The sequence below is a fragment of the Tenacibaculum pacificus genome, from assembly GCF_027941775.1.
Lineage (GTDB): Bacteria > Bacteroidota > Bacteroidia > Flavobacteriales > Flavobacteriaceae > Polaribacter > Polaribacter pacificus_A.
The window spans coordinates 939,815-955,829 of the sequence record NZ_CP115917.1 but is presented as its reverse complement, the minus strand read 5'-3'; the positions used below and the strand labels follow the sequence as shown (position 1 = coordinate 955,829).

Here is a 16,015-nt window from a genome sequence, read left to right as displayed (position 1 = left end):
AATCCCTACTAATAAAATAGCAGGGATTTTTTTGTGCTTTTACACTTCTTGTATAAACTTACAAAGAAGCTGAATATTCTAATAAATCAACAATTTTAGTAGCGTAACCAAATTCGTTATCATACCAAGAAATCACTTTAAAAAAGTTTTCATTTAACTCTAAACTTGCAGCAGCATCAATTACTGATATTCTAGTTTCTGATACAAAATCTTGAGAAACTACCTCATCTTCAGTATACCCTATAATTCCTTTAAATTCATTTTCTGAAGCCAATTTAAAAGTCGACATAATTTCTTCTAAAGAAGTTGCTTTAGCTGTTTTAAAAGTTAAATCGATTAAAGAAACATCTGCTGTAGGAACTCGAACTGCCATTGCTATTAGTTTTCCTTTCATTTCAGGAATTACTTTTATCACCGCACTTCCTGCTCCTGTTGATGTTGGAATAATATTATTTATTGCCGAACGTCCTCTTCGCCATTTTTTATTAAAACCATCAACAGCATTTTGTGTAGCGGTTGCAGCGTGAACTGTAGTCATAATTCCTTCTGTTAATCCGTAGGCATCATTAATTATTTTAACTACGGGAGCTAAACAATTTGTGGTGCAAGAAGCATTTGAAAAAACCACTTCATCAGCCTTTAAATCTTTATGATTTACGCCCATCACATACATGTTTACATCTTTTGAAGGTGCTGATATAACAACTTTTTTTGCGCCTCCTTTTATATGTAAAGCGGCTTTATCTTTATCAGTAAAAAAACCCGTTGCTTCAATAACATATGTTGCTTCAACTTCATCCCATTTTAAATTCTCAGGATTTTTATCAGCAGTAATTCTAATAACCTGCTGATTTACAACTAAGTTTCCGTCTTTTATTTCAATATCACCATCAAAACGACCGTGTACAGAATCATATTTTAATAAATAGGCCAAATACTCTACGTCTAACAAATCATTAATGGCAACTACTTGCACATTTTTTCTTTTCACGGCAGAACGGAAAGCTAACCTACCTATTCTTCCAAATCCGTTAATTCCTATTTTTATCATTGTGTTAACTATTTAATATTCTTATTTTGAAATTATATCGTCATAATATCAGTGATTCTTAAACCTCAGATCTATGTTATTGTGACCTTTTACTACTTTTTTTATTTATATAAATTAATAGTAACTCTTTTGTGCTTCTACTGATAAAATTATTCGGCACTACTATTTTATTTTTTCATAAAAAGAATATCAAATTTACTCATTTTAAGTGATTTTTTATCAAAACATAAAATCATTTTTTGAGTTTGATTGAAATTTAACGTATCAGATTATTTAACTACATTTAGCCTTTTAAATAAAACTATATGATATTAACCACTCTCGATTACTCAATTATTATCGGATTTTTTATACTTTCATTATTTATAGGTATTTGGGCTTCAAAATCTGCAGGAAAAAGCAGTGCTGAATTCTTTTTATCTGGACGAAATATGCCTTGGTGGCTATTAGGTGTTTCAATGGTTGCAACCACTTTTGCCGCAGATACTCCTGGATTAGTTACAGAATTAGTTCGTAAAAATGGTGTTTCGGGTAATTGGGTTTGGTGGGCAATGTTACTTACAGGAATGCTTACCGTATTTTTTTATGCTAAACTTTGGCGAAAATCAGGAATTACTACTGATTTAGAATTTTACGAACTGCGGTATTCAGGTAAAATGGCAGGTTTTTTAAGAGGATTTAGAGCTATTTATTTAGGCGTAATTTTCAATATTATTACCATGGCAGGAGTTTGCTTGGCAGGTGCAAAAATCGCAAATATTTTATTAGGAATATCACAAAGTGAAATGCTATTATATTCCTCTATAATTGTAGTAATTTATTCTTCTTTAGGCGGATTAAAAGGTGTTTTACTTACCGATTTTATTCAATTTATAATAGCTATGATTGGTTCGGTTTGGGCAACAGTTTATATTATTAATCTTCCTGAAATAAATGGTTTATCAAACTTATTAAATCACCCTAATGTAAGTGATAAATTAAATATGCTTCCTGATTTTTCAAATACAGAATCATTAATTACCTTATTTATAATTCCGTTTGCAGTACAATGGTGGAGTACTTGGTATCCTGGAGCAGAACCTGGTGGTGGCGGATATATAGCACAGCGAATGTTAGCAGCTAAAGATGAAAAAAATGCTACTTGGGCTACTTTATTTTTCAATTTTGCACATTATGCTCTACGTCCTTGGCCTTGGATTATTGTTGGATTAGCTTCGTTAATTATCTTTCCAAGTTTAGAAAGCATGTAATCAAGCATTCCCAAGGTTATCTCCAGAAATGCAAGGGCATGATGTTGGATATGCCGCAATGATGACTTATTTACCAGCAGGTTTATTAGGAATTGTATTAACTTCTTTAATCGCTGCTTTTATGAGTACTATTTCAACACAATTAAATTGGGGAAGCTCCTATTTAGTAAATGATTTTTACAGTCGTTTTATCAATAAAAGCGCTTCTGAAAAACAAAAAGTTGTTGTTGGTCGAGTTTCTACAGTTTTATTAATGTTATGTGCAGCTTTATTTTCTTTTTATTTAAAATCAGCAAAAGATGTATTTGATTTATTATTACAAATTGGAGCAGGAACAGGATTATTATTTATTTTACGATGGTTTTGGAGTAGAATAAACCCATATAGTGAAATTGCTGCAATGGCTATTTCATTTGTAATTGCATTATTCTTTTTTATCAATGGAAAAATGGATAATCCATTTTTTAATATTGCTGGACATTGGCAATTAATTATCGGAGTAGTTATAACAAGTGTTGGATGGGTTTTAGTGACGATTTTAACACAACCTAGTGATACCAAAACTATTGATAAATTTGAAGCCTTAATTTTTGAAGGAGAAGATAAGTTTAAAAATATTGGTGTAAAAATAGTCGGTTTTATTACAGGTACAATTGGAGTTTATAGCTTCTTATTCGCTACTGGAAATTGGATTTACGGTAAAACATTATTAGCTACAATATTATCCGTAGTAACCTTAGTTTCTATTGGTATTTTACTAAAAATTTGGAAACGTATTTCTTAATTAAGAACTTTAAATTTCATTTAAAAATCTTTTATTGCTAAAAAACCAAATCTGTCAAACTGAGTTTATATATAAAAAAGCCTTGAATTAATTCAAGGCTTTTTTATAATTTGATAAAATCTGTTTAATTTTTTCATGTTCAAAAACTGTAGGATACAGCTCATTTATTACATCATGATATTCGAAATCAATTGCTAATCCATTTTTAAAATGGGTTAAACTGTAGTCTTCTTTATCTAAAATCATAAACAAACCACATAAACGATATTCAATTTCTGCAAATTCTTTGTATATTTTTTTAGCTTTGATTAATATTTTTAAAGCATCATCAAATTCACCTAAAAACAACAATATATCTGCTAATTCAATATAGATTTCTATTTCATCATCACCTAAATTAATACAGGTAGAAAATGCTTTTACTGCTTCTTCATAAAAATTCAACTTCAAATTTATATCTCCGTATCTTCTCCAATAAAAAGCGTTTCCTTCATCAATATGAATAGCCTTTTTTACGTAATATAAAGCTCTTTGATAATCTTCAGTATCAAAACAAGCATTTGTTAATAACATCCATGCTTTATCTAACAAAGGGTCTTCTTTAACTGCTTTTTTATAAAAATGACATGCTAAATTAACATTTTCTAATTTCTGGTAACATTCACCTATTCTTATATATACAAAAGCCGTCGGATCGTCTACTTCGATAGTAATCATATAGTTTTTAATCGCTTCTTCATAACGATTCAAATCTTCTAAGGTTTTTGCTATTTCTAAATATCCACCAATAAAAGTCTCATCTATTAATACCGAGTATTCAAAAGAAGTAAGTGCTTCTCTATACATACCTATTTCAGAATATTGTCTTCCTAATTGATGCCAAGCTACTTCACAATATGGGTTTTTATCTATATATGCATTCAAGAACTGTATTGCTTCTATATGGCTTTCTTGCATATCAAAACAGTATACAATATTATATAAAGATGAAAAATCTTCAGCATCAACTTCTACACATTTTTCAAAATTTAAACGTGCATTTTCGTAATCATCTAAATATAAGTACTCCATACCTAGCATTGACCAAATATCTGCAGGATCTTCAATAAAACTTAAAGATTCTTTTAATACAGCTATTGCTTCAATATGTTGTTTCTTTTTAGATAAAATCAGTGCTTTCTGAATAAAAACCTCATCATTGTAAGGTTCAATAGCTTCAATTTGTTTCAACATCTGAACTGCTTCTATCAATTTATTTTCAAAAACTAAAATTTCGACCTTCATTAGTTTTAATTGAATTGAAGAAGGATGTTGCTCTAAACCTAATTCTACTGCTTTTTTAGCTAAAGAATTTTTAGCTATATTTAAATAATGTTCAATAATTGTTTCAAACTCAACAGCATCAAAAAAATAGACATCGTTGGTTTTCAACATAGATTCAAATTTTAATATCGACATAAGCTACTTATTTGATTGTAGCTAAATATACTACAATAATAATGCCTAAGCAATATTAATTGTTTTTGTTTTTAACAATTTACCTTCCACTATCGCTTAAAACAAGTATTATAATAGTTCTATATTATTATTTTTGATAAAAAAATGCTAAAATGTCAGACTGTCTAAAATTAATTATAACTGACAGTGTTATAAAAATCATAACAAACTGAGTAGATGTAGTTATTTTATTTTTCCTATATGAAAGAACAGATTATTTTTCTATATTTGGAACAAGAACATTAAAAATTAATTAAAAGAAAAAATTATGAGTAAATTCGACGAAAAAGTAGTATTATATAAAAAATTTATGGATGACAGAAAACTTTCTGTAAACCTTGAGTTATTAACAGCAGTTACTAAAGGGTTAGGTCCTTCTATTTATAAAAGAGATGCAGAAACGGTATCAGGTAGCGATCCTAAAGAATTATTAACGGTTAAGAATAACTTTTTAATAAAAAAATTAAGCTTAACAGATGGTCCTGAATTAGATAAGGCTATTGATGAAGTTATGGAAGAAATTGGAAGATCAGAAAGAAGCAAATATCGTGCTGTTGTATATTACCTATTAGCTAAGAAATTTAGCAAAGAATCAGTGTACGGAATGTAATATTCACATTTTTTTATAAAAAAAAGTCTTGTATTGATTTAAATACAGGACTTTTTCTATTTTAGCGCTCAACAAACAAATAATATATATGTCTCAGTTTATTAGTGTTTTTGATATGCTTAAGATTGGCGTTGGTCCTTCTAGCTCACACACCTTAGGTCCTTGGAGAGCAGGACAACAATGGATTGAAAAATTAAAAGAAATAGCTATTTTTGATACCATTGATGGTATTAAAATAGATTTATACGGTTCTTTATCGTTAACAGGAACAGGTCATGCAACAGATTTAGCTGTTTTACTAGGCTTAAGCGGTACCGATCCTGAATATATTCCTGTTGATGACATCGATAGTATCATCAATAAAATAAAAGAAACAAAAGAATTACATTTCAATGCCGAAAAAGAAATAATGTTTTCTATTGAAAATGTTGTTTTTAATCAAAACTTCTTACCTTTTCATTCTAATGCATTAACTTTTAGAGGTTTTTATAAAGGAAAAGAAGTTTCTACAGAAACGTATTATTCTATTGGTGGTGGTTTTGTTATTCAAGAAGAAGTAAAAGTACAATCAGAAGCAGAAATCAATAAAAAGAACTTTCCTTATCCTGTAAATAGAGCTACAGAATTAGAAGCTTATTGCGAGAAAGAAAACAAAAAGATTTCTGAAATTGTTTATCAGAATGAATTAGTTTTAAAATCTCCTTCTGAAATTGATGCAGAACTAAAACGTGTTTGGGATACCATGCTAGAATGTATGTATATCGGTTGTCATACGGGTGGTATTTTACCTGGCGGATTAAACGTAAAACGTAGAGCTTTTGGTACACACGAAAAACTAATTAAAGATACAACTTACACCAACGAACAAGAATGGATTACTTCTATAAGAAGTACTGAAGTAAAATTTCGTGAAATATTAAAGTGGGTTAGTTGTTTTGCTTTATCTGTAAATGAAGTAAATGCTGCTTTAGGTAGAGTGGTTACAGCTCCTACAAATGGAAGTGCAGGTGTAATTCCTGCTGTTTTAATGTACTATTTAGTTATTGAAAATCATGATGCTGATTTTGAACACATCAAAAAATTCTTATTAGTTGCTGGTGAAATTGGAAGTATCTTTAAAAAGAATGCGACCATATCAGCAGCAATGGGTGGATGTCAGGCAGAAATTGGTGTTTCATCAGCAATGGCAGCAGCAGCACTTACAGAGCTTTTAGGAGGAACTCCTGGGCAATGTTTAGTTGCAGCAGAAATAGCAATGGAACATCATTTGGGATTAACCTGTGACCCTATTGGAGGTTTAGTTCAAATACCCTGTATTGAACGTAATGCTATGGGCGCAATTAAAGCAATTAACGCCGCCGAATTAGCCTTAGAAACGAACCCTAAAGAATCGTTAGTTCCTTTAGATAAAGTTATCGATACTATGTGGGAAACCGCTAAAGATATGAACAGAAAATATAAAGAAACCTCAGAAGGTGGTTTAGCAATTACTGTTGGTTTAGCAGCTTGTTAAAAAAATCATCATTATAAAAAACTATAAAAACTCTCTTTTTAAGAGGGTTTTTGTTTTTTTATAAAGTAATTTACCTTCTTATATCAGAACTTAAAAATTTTATTTATTAAATTTATTCATCTAAAGAACATAATAAATGTTTATGCAAAAAACATTGAAAGAAAAAATAACCATTATAATCCTTAGTTTCTTTTTATTTCAATCTTGTAAAACTGATAATGAAAAAATAAAAGGTAGTTTTCGTGAAAAATATCTAACAGAGCTTTTCTCTATATATAAGGGCTATTCTATTGGAAAACATTATATTATTTATAATTTAGACCATAATTTTACATTAGGTACTGTAGATATAGAACTCTATGACGAAAGTTTAAATGATTTTAATAAAGATGGTACACAAGATATGTGGGCAAAAATAACGGATACTAGTGACGGTGGAAATGAATTTATGGTTTCTTATGGTATTGTTCAAATAAAATCGCCAACAAATATAGATTATATCGGGTATTTTGGCTTTGGCGATTTCTCTAATTACATCTATAACATTGAAGGATTTAAAAACAAAACACCTATTATTAAAATAAGCACAAGCCATCAAAGTAACATGAATAAATTCCCTATTTATCATATAAATACGCATCTTGGGTTTAAAAATGGTAAAATAATATCGCTAAACTATATTGATTGTGCTATGTCAGCAATGAAAAATAAACGCATCTTCAAAGAAGAGTATAAAACCAATTATGATATAGACCCTGCTTTTAATCAACTAAAATTAGAGTTTTACAAAGAAGAAGATTTTGAATATGCCTTTAGTATTAATGGTTGTAATGATTTTTTATTAAAAATGTATGTTTTAGGGAATGAGAACGAATCTATTTTAAAAGAAAAACTTTTAAATACTACAATTCATAAAACAAGATTCAAAACCATTGCTAAACAAATCAAAAACAATAAGATAACAGCTACTGATTATTTCAATAATGAAAAAAAAGTTACTTGTAACGAATGTGTATCTACTAAATTCACAAAGAATAAGAAAGGTAAAAACAGGTTAGATATTAGCTATCTAAAAAGAAATTAATCATTTTGTTCTAAAAAATAACCTATTTCACTTCTATTGATTTCCCTAAAAATTTCGGTTGAATATTAAATAAAATATCAACAAATACTTTTACTCGGGCTAAATATTCTCTTAATTGAACTTTTAGCCCGTATCTACCAGAAACATCTTTAGCATTAAAACCAATAGCTTTCACACCAAAATGATTCGCTAAATAAATGGCTCTTTCATTATGAAATTTTTGAGAAATAATAGTAACATCTGTTTGCCCGAATATTTCTTTAACTCTTACAACAGAATCTAATGTTCGGAAACCTGCATAATCTAAAAATATTTTATCCGCAGGAATACCCGCTTTTATTAAATCATTTTTAAACGTAGTTGGCTCGTCATATTTTTCGGTGCTATTATCACCGCTAACAATAATAAAAGTAATTTTTCCTGATTCATATAATGATACTGCCGCTCTAATTCTATACTTGTAATATAAATTTACTCGCCCATTTAACAGATGTTTTGACGTACCCAAAACAAGCCCGACTTTATGTTTCGGAATTTCAGAAACACTAGTATAAAGTTTATCTTTTGTTTGTTTTTCTATTAAAAAGTTACACAAATAAATAGCAATCAATACAAATATTGTTGATAAAACGGCTAATTTCAGGATTTTTTTAATCATTTATCTTGTAAAATATAATTCTGTTTCGGTAGACATTTCTTCAGAAAAAGCATAATTATCAATATTAAAACCTTTTAATCCGTCTATAGTTTTAACATCATTTTCAATAATATAACGTACCATTAATCCACGTGCTTTTTTAGCAAAAGTCATGATGGTTTTATATTCTCCATTTTTAAAATCTTTAAAAACAGGCGTTATCATTGGTACTTTTAAAAGTTTTTTTGGCAAAGCTTTAAAATATTCTAAACTCGCTAAATTCACTAATAACTCATCATCTTCTAACTCATCATTTAAAGAATTTACCAAGGTATCATTCCAAAATTTATATAAATTTTCTGTTTCACCAACTTTTAATTTTGTTCCCATTTCCAAACGATACGGTTGAATTAAATCTAAAGGCTTTAATAAACCATATAATCCTGATAAAATTCTAAGATTATTTTGTAAAGTTGGTATTTTTTCTTCGGATAATGAATTTACATCAATTCCTTTAAAAACTGCTCCTGTAAAAGAAAAGATAGCTTGTTTGGCATTTTCTAAATTAAAAGGTATTTGCCAATCTTTGTTTCTTTGATAATTTAAACTTGCTAAATCATCAGAAATCTTCATTAAATCACTTAAATCTTGTCTAGAAAGTGTTTTTAATTTCTGATTTAATTTTATCGATTTATCTAAAAACCTTGGCTGTGTATATGTATTTGTTGTTGCTTTTGTTTCAAAATCTAATGATTTTGCTGGCGATATAATTATTTTCATTTACTTAAATATTTAATGTAAAAATAGAAAGCTATTTTAAAAGATAAAATTAATTATTGTCTTTTAAATCAATTGTATTATAAATAAAAATAATAGTATCGTTTTTTAAATTTTTAATCCATCGTATGCTAAAAAAACATTTTCAGGCAATTCTTTTTCAACCTCTTCATGCAAACCTAATAATTCGCTTATGTGTGTCAAATATGCTTTTTTAGGTTTAATTTCAGCAATAAACGCCAATGATTCTTCTAAATTAAAATGTGTTGCGTGCGGTTCTTTTCGTAATCCTGTAACAATTAAAACATCTAAATTAGTCAATTTCTTTTTTTCTTCGGATGAAATTGTTTTAATATCAGTAAGATATGCAATGTTATTAAATCGATACCCTAATATAGGTAACCAACCGTGCATTACTTCTATCGGAGTCACTTTAACACCATCAAGAATAAAACTATTTTGGTGAGAAATAATATTGATTGCCACTTCTGGCGCACTTGGATACCTGTTTTCAGTTTTAAAAATATAATCATATCTTTTCTTTAAAACTCCTAATACTCTTTCTGTTGTATAAATAGGAACTGCGCCCATTTGAAAACAATACGGTCTTATTTCGTCTAAACCAGCAATATGATCGGCGTGTTCAATGAGTAAATAGAATTCCATTTATTGATGCCACTTTTTCACGAATCATTTGTTGCCTAAAATCAGGTCCACAATCAATAACGTAATTAATATCATCCCAAGAAACAACAATCGACGAACGTAATCGCCTGTCTCTTTTATCCTTAGATAATGCCACAGGATGCGTGCTATTAATCATTGGAACTCCCGTAGAAGTTCCTGTACCCAAAAAAGTAACTTTCAATTGCATTTTATTGTTCATTGTTAATACAAAAATACAATAAAAAAGTTATCTGATAGTTGCAATTTTCAGTACATTTGTTGCAAGTAAAAAAGAAGAACATGGCAATTACACTGAAAGGTGATCAGAAAATAAGTACAGTACCTACTACTACTAGTAAGGCTTTAAAAATTAATTTAAACCCTCATATTTATGGAACGTTTGCTGAAATTGGTGCAGGGCAAGAAACAGTTCGTAATTTTTTTAGAGCTGGTGGAGCTTCTGGTACTATAGCTAAAGCAATGAGTGCTTATGATAAAGATTTTTCAGATGCTATTTATGGTGTTGAAAGTGATAATCGCTATGTTACAGAAAAACGTTTAAAAAAAATGTTAAAACATGAGATGGACTTAATTGAAGAACGTCTTGACCGTAATAAACATCCTGATAAATTGTTTTTTAGTTACGCTAATACTGTAGCAACCATCAATTTTTCAAAAAAATTTAAAGGTCATGGTTGGATTGGTGTTCGTTTTCAATTAGATCCGTTAGAAGATTACAACGAAATTATTTTACACCTTCGTTTTAAAGAAACTGATGCTCGTCAACAACAAGAAACCTTAGGTGTTTTAGGTGTTAATTTAATTCATGGAGCTTATTATTTAAATGATAATCCAAAGGATTTATTAAAATCTTTTTACGATAATATTGATAGTGACCGTTTAGAAATTGATATGATTAATTTCTCTGGACCACGATTTATGTATGTTGATAACCGTTTAATGAGCTTACAATTAGTTAAAAACGGAATGACAAATGCCGTAATGTTCGGCCCTGATGGAAACAACCTATTACCTGCTCAAGTACTTTATAAAAAGAATATTTTAACACTTCGAGGAAGTTATCGCCCTGTTACGAAAGTAAATATGGATATCTTCGAAAGATCTAAAGCAATGTTTTTAGCCGAGAAAAAAGTGAAGGCAGAAAACACACAAGTTATTTTTGAAATCACCTTGAGTAACCTTCGTGTTGAAGGTCAGATTAATGAACGTGATTTCTTAGATAGAGCAGAATTACTTTGTGCACTTGGACAAAATGTAATGATTACTAATTACCAAGAATACTTCCGTTTAGTTGATTACTTTAGTGAGTTTACCAAAGAAAGAATGGGACTAGCTATGGGGGTTAATAATTTAGTTCAAATTTTTGATGAAAAATATTATCGTGATTTAAGCGGTGGTATTTTAGAAGCTTTTGGTAAACTTTTTTACAGAGATTTAAAAGTATATATGTATCCTTATAAAAATACGGAAACAGGAGAATTTACTACTAGTGAAAACTTAAAAGTACATCCTCGAATGAAAGAGCTTTATAAATTCTTTAAAAACAATGGTAGACTAATTGATATTAAAGCTTTCGATAACGAAAGTTTACATATTTTCTCTAGAAAAGTATTGAAAATGATTAGAGATAATGAAGAAGGTTGGGAAGAAATGCTTCCTGAAGGTGTTTCTCAAACTATAAAAGATAAACGTTTATTTGGTTGTTCAAGAAAGCGACTTTAAATAATTTAGTTTTATTTTAAACCTTTTATTATTTTTAAAGTCTAAATCTAAATATCTTTAGGTGACGACTGACGAACTGACATTTATAACAGAGCTAAAAAACAATAAAACAAAAGAAATAGCTTTTAAAAAACTATTATCACTCTATAAAGAGCGATTGTATTGGCATATACGAAAAATTGTTATTTCTCATGATGATGCGGATGACGTTTTACAAAACACTTTTATAAAAGTGTTTAAAAATATTGATACTTTTAAAAAAGAAAGTAAATTATATTCATGGATGTATAGAATTGCGACAAATGAAGCGATTACATTCATTAACAAAAGGGCAAAAGAAAGAAATGTTGATATAACTGAATATCAACAAAAATTAGTTTCATCTTTAGATAGCGATCATTGGTTTTCTGGAGATGAAATTGCCCTTATCTTACAAAAAGCAATTGCAACACTCCCTCAAAAACAACAGTTAATCTTCAATATGAAGTATTTTGAAGAAATGAAATACAGTCAGATTTCAGAAATTCTAGGTACTTCAATAGGTGCTTTAAAAGCATCACATCATATTGCGGCTAAAAAAATTGAACAATTTATCAAAAATTACCATTAAACCTTTTGCTTGTATTAAAGTCTTAGAATAGAGATGGACAAAGAATTAAAACATACAACAGATTTTATAAATCAAAAAACAGGTAAGAAAACAGGGTTTTCTATTCCTAAAAATTATTTTGAAGAAATAGACGACACTATTTTATCTTCAATAATTACAGATAATTTAGATAAAAAACAACATTTTAAAACGCCATCTAATTATTTTGATACTGTTGAAGATGCTATTTTAAAACAAGTCGATATAAAAGTTTCCGAAGATGTTAAAAAAGTAAAATTAATCTCTTTATATCAAAAAATGTTACAGTTTATTCCACTTACTGCCGCTGCCTCTGTATTATTATTTGTTAGTTTACATTATTTAAATACTACAAAAACGTATACTTTTGATGATATAACTGCTACAGAAATTAGTTTATGGTATGAAAATGGATATGGTATTAGTAATAATGAAGAATTGGGATTCGTTTTAGATGCTTCAGTTTTTGATGATACTGATATTTTACAATCTATAAACAACCAAAATTTAGAAGATTATTTAAATACTATTGATAATACAACACTCTTAAATGAAATTGAATAAAAAATGAAAAAAAGTATACTACTATGCTGTATCGCTTTATTAACTAACTTCTCTAGTAAAGCACAGTTTAAAAAAGAAGGCTCTGAAAAAATTCAGACTTACAAAATTGCCTACTTAACCGAAAAATTAAATTTAACAGAAGATGAAGCTCAAAAATTTTGGCCTATTTATAATAAATATGACAAAAAAATAAAATCACTTCATAGAGAAAAACATCTTATTTTCAAAAAAAAGATACATCATAATGGTGGTGTTGATGCATTATCTGAAAAAGATGCCAAAGAAATTTTAGAAAGAATTCAAGCTATTAAAAAAGAGCAACATGAAATAAAAACTGTATTTCATCAGAAAATTTCTAAAATCTTATCTTTTAAAAAGGTCTTGTCTTTACAAATTTCCGAACATGATTTTAATCGAAAACTTATCAAAAAACTTAGAGACAAGCACAAAAAAAGAAGCTAAAAAAGCTTCTTTTTTTTATGCTTATTATTTAACTAAAGCTAAACTAACATATAGTTTAGGTTTGTTTGCTGTATATTGTTTTAACCAAATGGTTAATTCATTTATTTCGTAAGGTAATAATCTGTTTAATGCTTTTTCTAACTCTCTACAAAATAAATCAGTATTGAAGCTTACTTTTTCCAATACTATTTTAGTGTACTCGTACATTGCTCTTGCCATGACTATATTACGGGGGTTTAATTGTTCTATATTTCGAACGTAATTTACAACAATTTATTCCTTATAGTATGTTAAAATTTAGCAAAAAAAAACCGACACTTGTTAAAGTATCGGTTTTAATTATTTAACTTACAGTTAACTATAGGTTATTTACTTTTTCTATTAAAGCATTTGCCTTATCTTCTAACTCAGTACTGATTGCTTTAAAATGTGCTTTTTTATTCTCAACATTTTTAGCATTAATTTTTTCGATTAAAGTATCAAAAGTTTCAAAAACTTCGTCAACAATAGCTTCTGATTTTTCCGCATCTACACCAGGGTTTAATTGAGCAGATAATCTACAGATATCAATAATATCTCCTAAAGTATAGTCGATATCTTTTTTTAAATTTTTAATACTTGCCATAATTATTATTTTTTTGCAAAATTAATTGATTTTATCTAATTCAGATTGATTTTATTGTTTTTGTTTTATATAAAAATTTTTTTAAACTTTCTTTTACAACTTTTTTTAATAATGATATATCACTACCAGGTCCAATTGTTAAAAGCTTGGGTACTGTTATTGGAATACCTCTAAAAGGTCTTACAAATACTTCTCCATTGGGAGTTCTCTCAAAATAAGTATATCCTTTTTCATTTTCTACCTCAACACATCCTTTTACTCTTTGTATAGTTGATGGCAAATTTTCACAGATGTAATAGATGTTTTTTAAACTAGGAACTTTTAATAAATCAATAGAACAAGAAGACCAATGTGCTTTTTTATGCGCTAATTTTTTGTAATCTTTTTTTGATGATATACTTTCATTAAAAAGAGAAATATCTATTTCATTTATAGTTAAAATTGTAGCATATGGATTATTATTTTTTAATTCTTTAACTACTAATTCTTGTCGCTTTTTTGTTGTTTTTTCAAGATGAGTTAAAACAATTAATGACGAAACTTGAATTTGATTTAACTCCAAATCATTATAAACACCTCTATTTTGCCAATTTTTAACGTCAACAACTGATATTTGAATAGGTGGTAAAAACCTTTTATTTAATCCGACACCTAAAAACTCCATCAAAGTACAAGCATCTGATGTACCGTTGGCCTCAATTAAAGTAACACCATTAACTCTTTCAGGCGTATTATTAACATAATTTCTTAATTCATCTATACCACTACAACAAATACAACTACCTGTAAGCGCTTTAATGTTAAGTTGCTCTATATTATCTGCTAATTGAGATGCATCAAGATTTGCATTTTCATAATCATTTAAAATTACAAAAGGATTGAAATTTTTTTCTAAATAACTTAAAACTAAATGCTTTAATAAAGTTGTTTTACCAGCTCCTAAAAAACCTACTATTGTAATAATAGCTTCCATATATTTTAAAAAATATTAACTTTATTTATCAAATTTCTTTTGTTATTAAGTTTAAAAACTCATTTCTGTTTACTTTTTTCTCAAAACAACCTCCATATTCTATAGTTGTTGTAAAACTATTTTTATCTTTTATACCTCTTGAAGAAACACAAAGATGTTTTGCATTTATTACAACAATAACATCTTTTGTATCTAAAATATTCTGTAAATCGTTTAAAATTTGAATCGCTAATCTTTCTTGTACCTGAGGTCTATGAGAATAATAGTCAACTAATCTATTAATTTTAGACAAACCTATTACTTTTTTAGTCGGATAATAACCTATATGTGCATGTCCAATTATAGGTAAAAAATGATGTTCACGTGATGAATCTATATTTATATTTTGCTCAATAAGTATTTTTTTATAACCATACTTATTTTCAAATGTTGATAATTTTGGCTTATTAACTGGATTTAAACCATAAAAAAGCTCTTTAACATACATTTTGGCAACACGATATGGAGTACCCGATAAGCTATCATCATTTAAATCTAGCCCCATTTCTTCCATTATCATTTTAAAATGATGTTTTATTTTTTCTATTTTTTCTTCATCAGTTTTATCAAAAGCATCAGCTCTTAAAGGCGTTTTTATGTTTGATGAAAAATGATTATCTCCAATGACCTCAATTTCTTTTTTATTTTTCATAAGTATAAGTACAACATTTATTTTTATTGTATTGACAATATTTACTATTATATATATGCAGAATTATTAACGATAATATTGGATAATATATAATCGTATGATCTATAGTAAACCAACCTGTTTTTTGATTTATTATAACAAAAAATAATGTAAACCAACTTAATAAAAATAGTCGTTTAACCCAATTATTTTGAGTTTTCCTTAACACTTGACTAATTGCTAAAAGTGATATTATTAAAAAGAAATAATCAATTAATTGCCACCAAAAAGGAGCTGCTGCACAACAAGTTTTTGCACAGGATTTAAACATAAAAAAAAATGGAGTAGCTACACAATGAATAAGACACAATGTGCTAGCTAACGCTCCAAAAAAATCTGATTTACTTTTTATAACCAACATTATCACCTACTATTACAACCAAGGTGCAATAATAGATAAAAACATTAACTAACGCAACTC

At 28.2% G+C, this 16,015-nt stretch carries 18 protein-coding genes and 1 pseudogene; 8 read left to right on the top strand and 11 right to left on the bottom strand.

Going from position 1 to position 16,015, the window contains the following annotated elements; genetic code table 11:
- Positions 1-58 precede the first annotated feature (58 nt).
- Complete coding sequence (gene gap / locus PG913_RS04460; RefSeq protein WP_271231800.1) at positions 59-1,051, bottom strand: type I glyceraldehyde-3-phosphate dehydrogenase; 993 nt, start codon at positions 1,049-1,051, stop codon at positions 59-61.
- Between the two features lie 305 nt (positions 1,052-1,356).
- On the opposite strand from gap, the pseudogene PG913_RS04455 reads away from it, so the two are divergent.
- Positions 1,357-3,085, top strand: a pseudogene (locus PG913_RS04455) (sodium:solute symporter family protein).
- An 87-nt stretch (positions 3,086-3,172) separates the two neighbouring features.
- Here PG913_RS04455 and PG913_RS04450 read toward each other — a convergent pair.
- On the bottom strand, positions 3,173-4,519 hold the full coding sequence (locus PG913_RS04450; protein ID WP_271231799.1) for a tetratricopeptide repeat protein: 1,347 nt from the start codon (positions 4,517-4,519) through the stop codon (positions 3,173-3,175).
- A 331-nt stretch (positions 4,520-4,850) separates the two neighbouring features.
- On the opposite strand from PG913_RS04450, the gene PG913_RS04445 reads away from it, so the two are divergent.
- The 3 genes from PG913_RS04445 (at position 4,851) to PG913_RS04435 (ending at position 7,789) form a co-directional block, all read left to right on the top strand.
- Positions 4,851-5,192 (top strand): DUF2853 family protein, encoded by a 342-nt coding sequence (locus tag PG913_RS04445; RefSeq protein WP_271231798.1) that lies wholly within the window; start codon positions 4,851-4,853, stop codon positions 5,190-5,192.
- An 88-nt stretch (positions 5,193-5,280) separates the two neighbouring features.
- On the top strand, positions 5,281-6,705 hold the full coding sequence (locus PG913_RS04440) for an L-serine ammonia-lyase (RefSeq protein ID WP_271231797.1): 1,425 nt from the start codon (positions 5,281-5,283) through the stop codon (positions 6,703-6,705).
- A 142-nt stretch (positions 6,706-6,847) separates the two neighbouring features.
- The gene (locus PG913_RS04435) at positions 6,848-7,789 is read left to right on the top strand and encodes a hypothetical protein (protein WP_271231796.1); all 942 of its coding nucleotides are present in this window, start codon (positions 6,848-6,850) and stop codon (positions 7,787-7,789) included.
- Positions 7,790-7,811: 22 nt separating this feature from the next.
- Here the strand turns inward: PG913_RS04435 and PG913_RS04430 are convergent, their stop codons facing one another.
- From PG913_RS04430 to PG913_RS12900, 4 genes are all read right to left on the bottom strand, one after another.
- Entirely contained in the window at positions 7,812-8,447 is a 636-nt protein-coding gene (locus tag PG913_RS04430; RefSeq protein ID WP_271231795.1) for a SanA/YdcF family protein, read from the bottom strand.
- Positions 8,448-9,206 carry a peroxide stress protein YaaA gene (yaaA, locus tag PG913_RS04425; RefSeq protein WP_271231794.1) on the bottom strand — a complete coding sequence of 253 codons (759 nt, stop codon included), beginning with the start codon at positions 9,204-9,206 and terminating at the stop codon, positions 8,448-8,450.
- A 105-nt stretch (positions 9,207-9,311) separates the two neighbouring features.
- Positions 9,312-9,869 carry an MBL fold metallo-hydrolase gene (locus tag PG913_RS04420; protein WP_333780797.1) on the bottom strand — a complete coding sequence of 186 codons (558 nt, stop codon included), beginning with the start codon at positions 9,867-9,869 and terminating at the stop codon, positions 9,312-9,314.
- Positions 9,847-10,089, bottom strand: a complete 243-nt coding sequence (locus PG913_RS12900) for an MBL fold metallo-hydrolase (protein WP_333780796.1) — start codon at positions 10,087-10,089, stop codon at positions 9,847-9,849. The genes PG913_RS04420 and PG913_RS12900 overlap by 23 nt, the downstream gene beginning before the upstream one ends.
- An 80-nt stretch (positions 10,090-10,169) precedes the next feature.
- Between PG913_RS12900 and PG913_RS04415 the strand changes: the two genes are divergently transcribed.
- From PG913_RS04415 to PG913_RS04400, 4 genes are all read left to right on the top strand, one after another.
- On the top strand, positions 10,170-11,612 hold the full coding sequence (locus PG913_RS04415) for a TonB-dependent receptor (protein ID WP_271231793.1): 1,443 nt from the start codon (positions 10,170-10,172) through the stop codon (positions 11,610-11,612).
- A 61-nt stretch (positions 11,613-11,673) separates the two neighbouring features.
- Entirely contained in the window at positions 11,674-12,222 is a 549-nt protein-coding gene (locus PG913_RS04410) for an RNA polymerase sigma factor (RefSeq protein ID WP_271231792.1), read from the top strand.
- A gap of 33 nt (positions 12,223-12,255) precedes the next feature.
- Positions 12,256-12,804 carry a hypothetical protein gene (locus tag PG913_RS04405; protein ID WP_271231791.1) on the top strand — a complete coding sequence of 183 codons (549 nt, stop codon included), beginning with the start codon at positions 12,256-12,258 and terminating at the stop codon, positions 12,802-12,804.
- Positions 12,805-12,807: 3 nt separating this feature from the next.
- Entirely contained in the window at positions 12,808-13,266 is a 459-nt protein-coding gene (locus PG913_RS04400; RefSeq protein WP_271231790.1) for a sensor of ECF-type sigma factor, read from the top strand.
- 24 nt (positions 13,267-13,290) lie between these two features.
- Here the strand turns inward: PG913_RS04400 and PG913_RS04395 are convergent, their stop codons facing one another.
- The 5 genes from PG913_RS04395 to PG913_RS04375 form a co-directional block, all read right to left on the bottom strand.
- Positions 13,291-13,485 (bottom strand): hypothetical protein, encoded by a 195-nt coding sequence (locus tag PG913_RS04395; protein ID WP_271231789.1) that lies wholly within the window; start codon positions 13,483-13,485, stop codon positions 13,291-13,293.
- Positions 13,486-13,624: 139 nt separating this feature from the next.
- Positions 13,625-13,891 (bottom strand): hypothetical protein, encoded by a 267-nt coding sequence (locus PG913_RS04390; RefSeq protein WP_271231788.1) that lies wholly within the window; start codon positions 13,889-13,891, stop codon positions 13,625-13,627.
- A gap of 40 nt (positions 13,892-13,931) precedes the next feature.
- Entirely contained in the window at positions 13,932-14,864 is a 933-nt protein-coding gene (locus tag PG913_RS04385) for a GTP-binding protein (protein ID WP_271231787.1), read from the bottom strand.
- Between the two features lie 28 nt (positions 14,865-14,892).
- Positions 14,893-15,555 carry a GTP cyclohydrolase I FolE gene (gene folE / locus PG913_RS04380; RefSeq protein WP_271231786.1) on the bottom strand — a complete coding sequence of 221 codons (663 nt, stop codon included), beginning with the start codon at positions 15,553-15,555 and terminating at the stop codon, positions 14,893-14,895.
- A complete protein-coding gene (locus tag PG913_RS04375) occupies positions 15,545-15,955 on the bottom strand; it encodes a MerC domain-containing protein (RefSeq protein ID WP_271231785.1) in 411 nt (136 codons plus the stop codon). The genes folE and PG913_RS04375 overlap by 11 nt, the downstream gene beginning before the upstream one ends.
- Between the last annotated feature and the right edge of the window lie 60 nt (positions 15,956-16,015).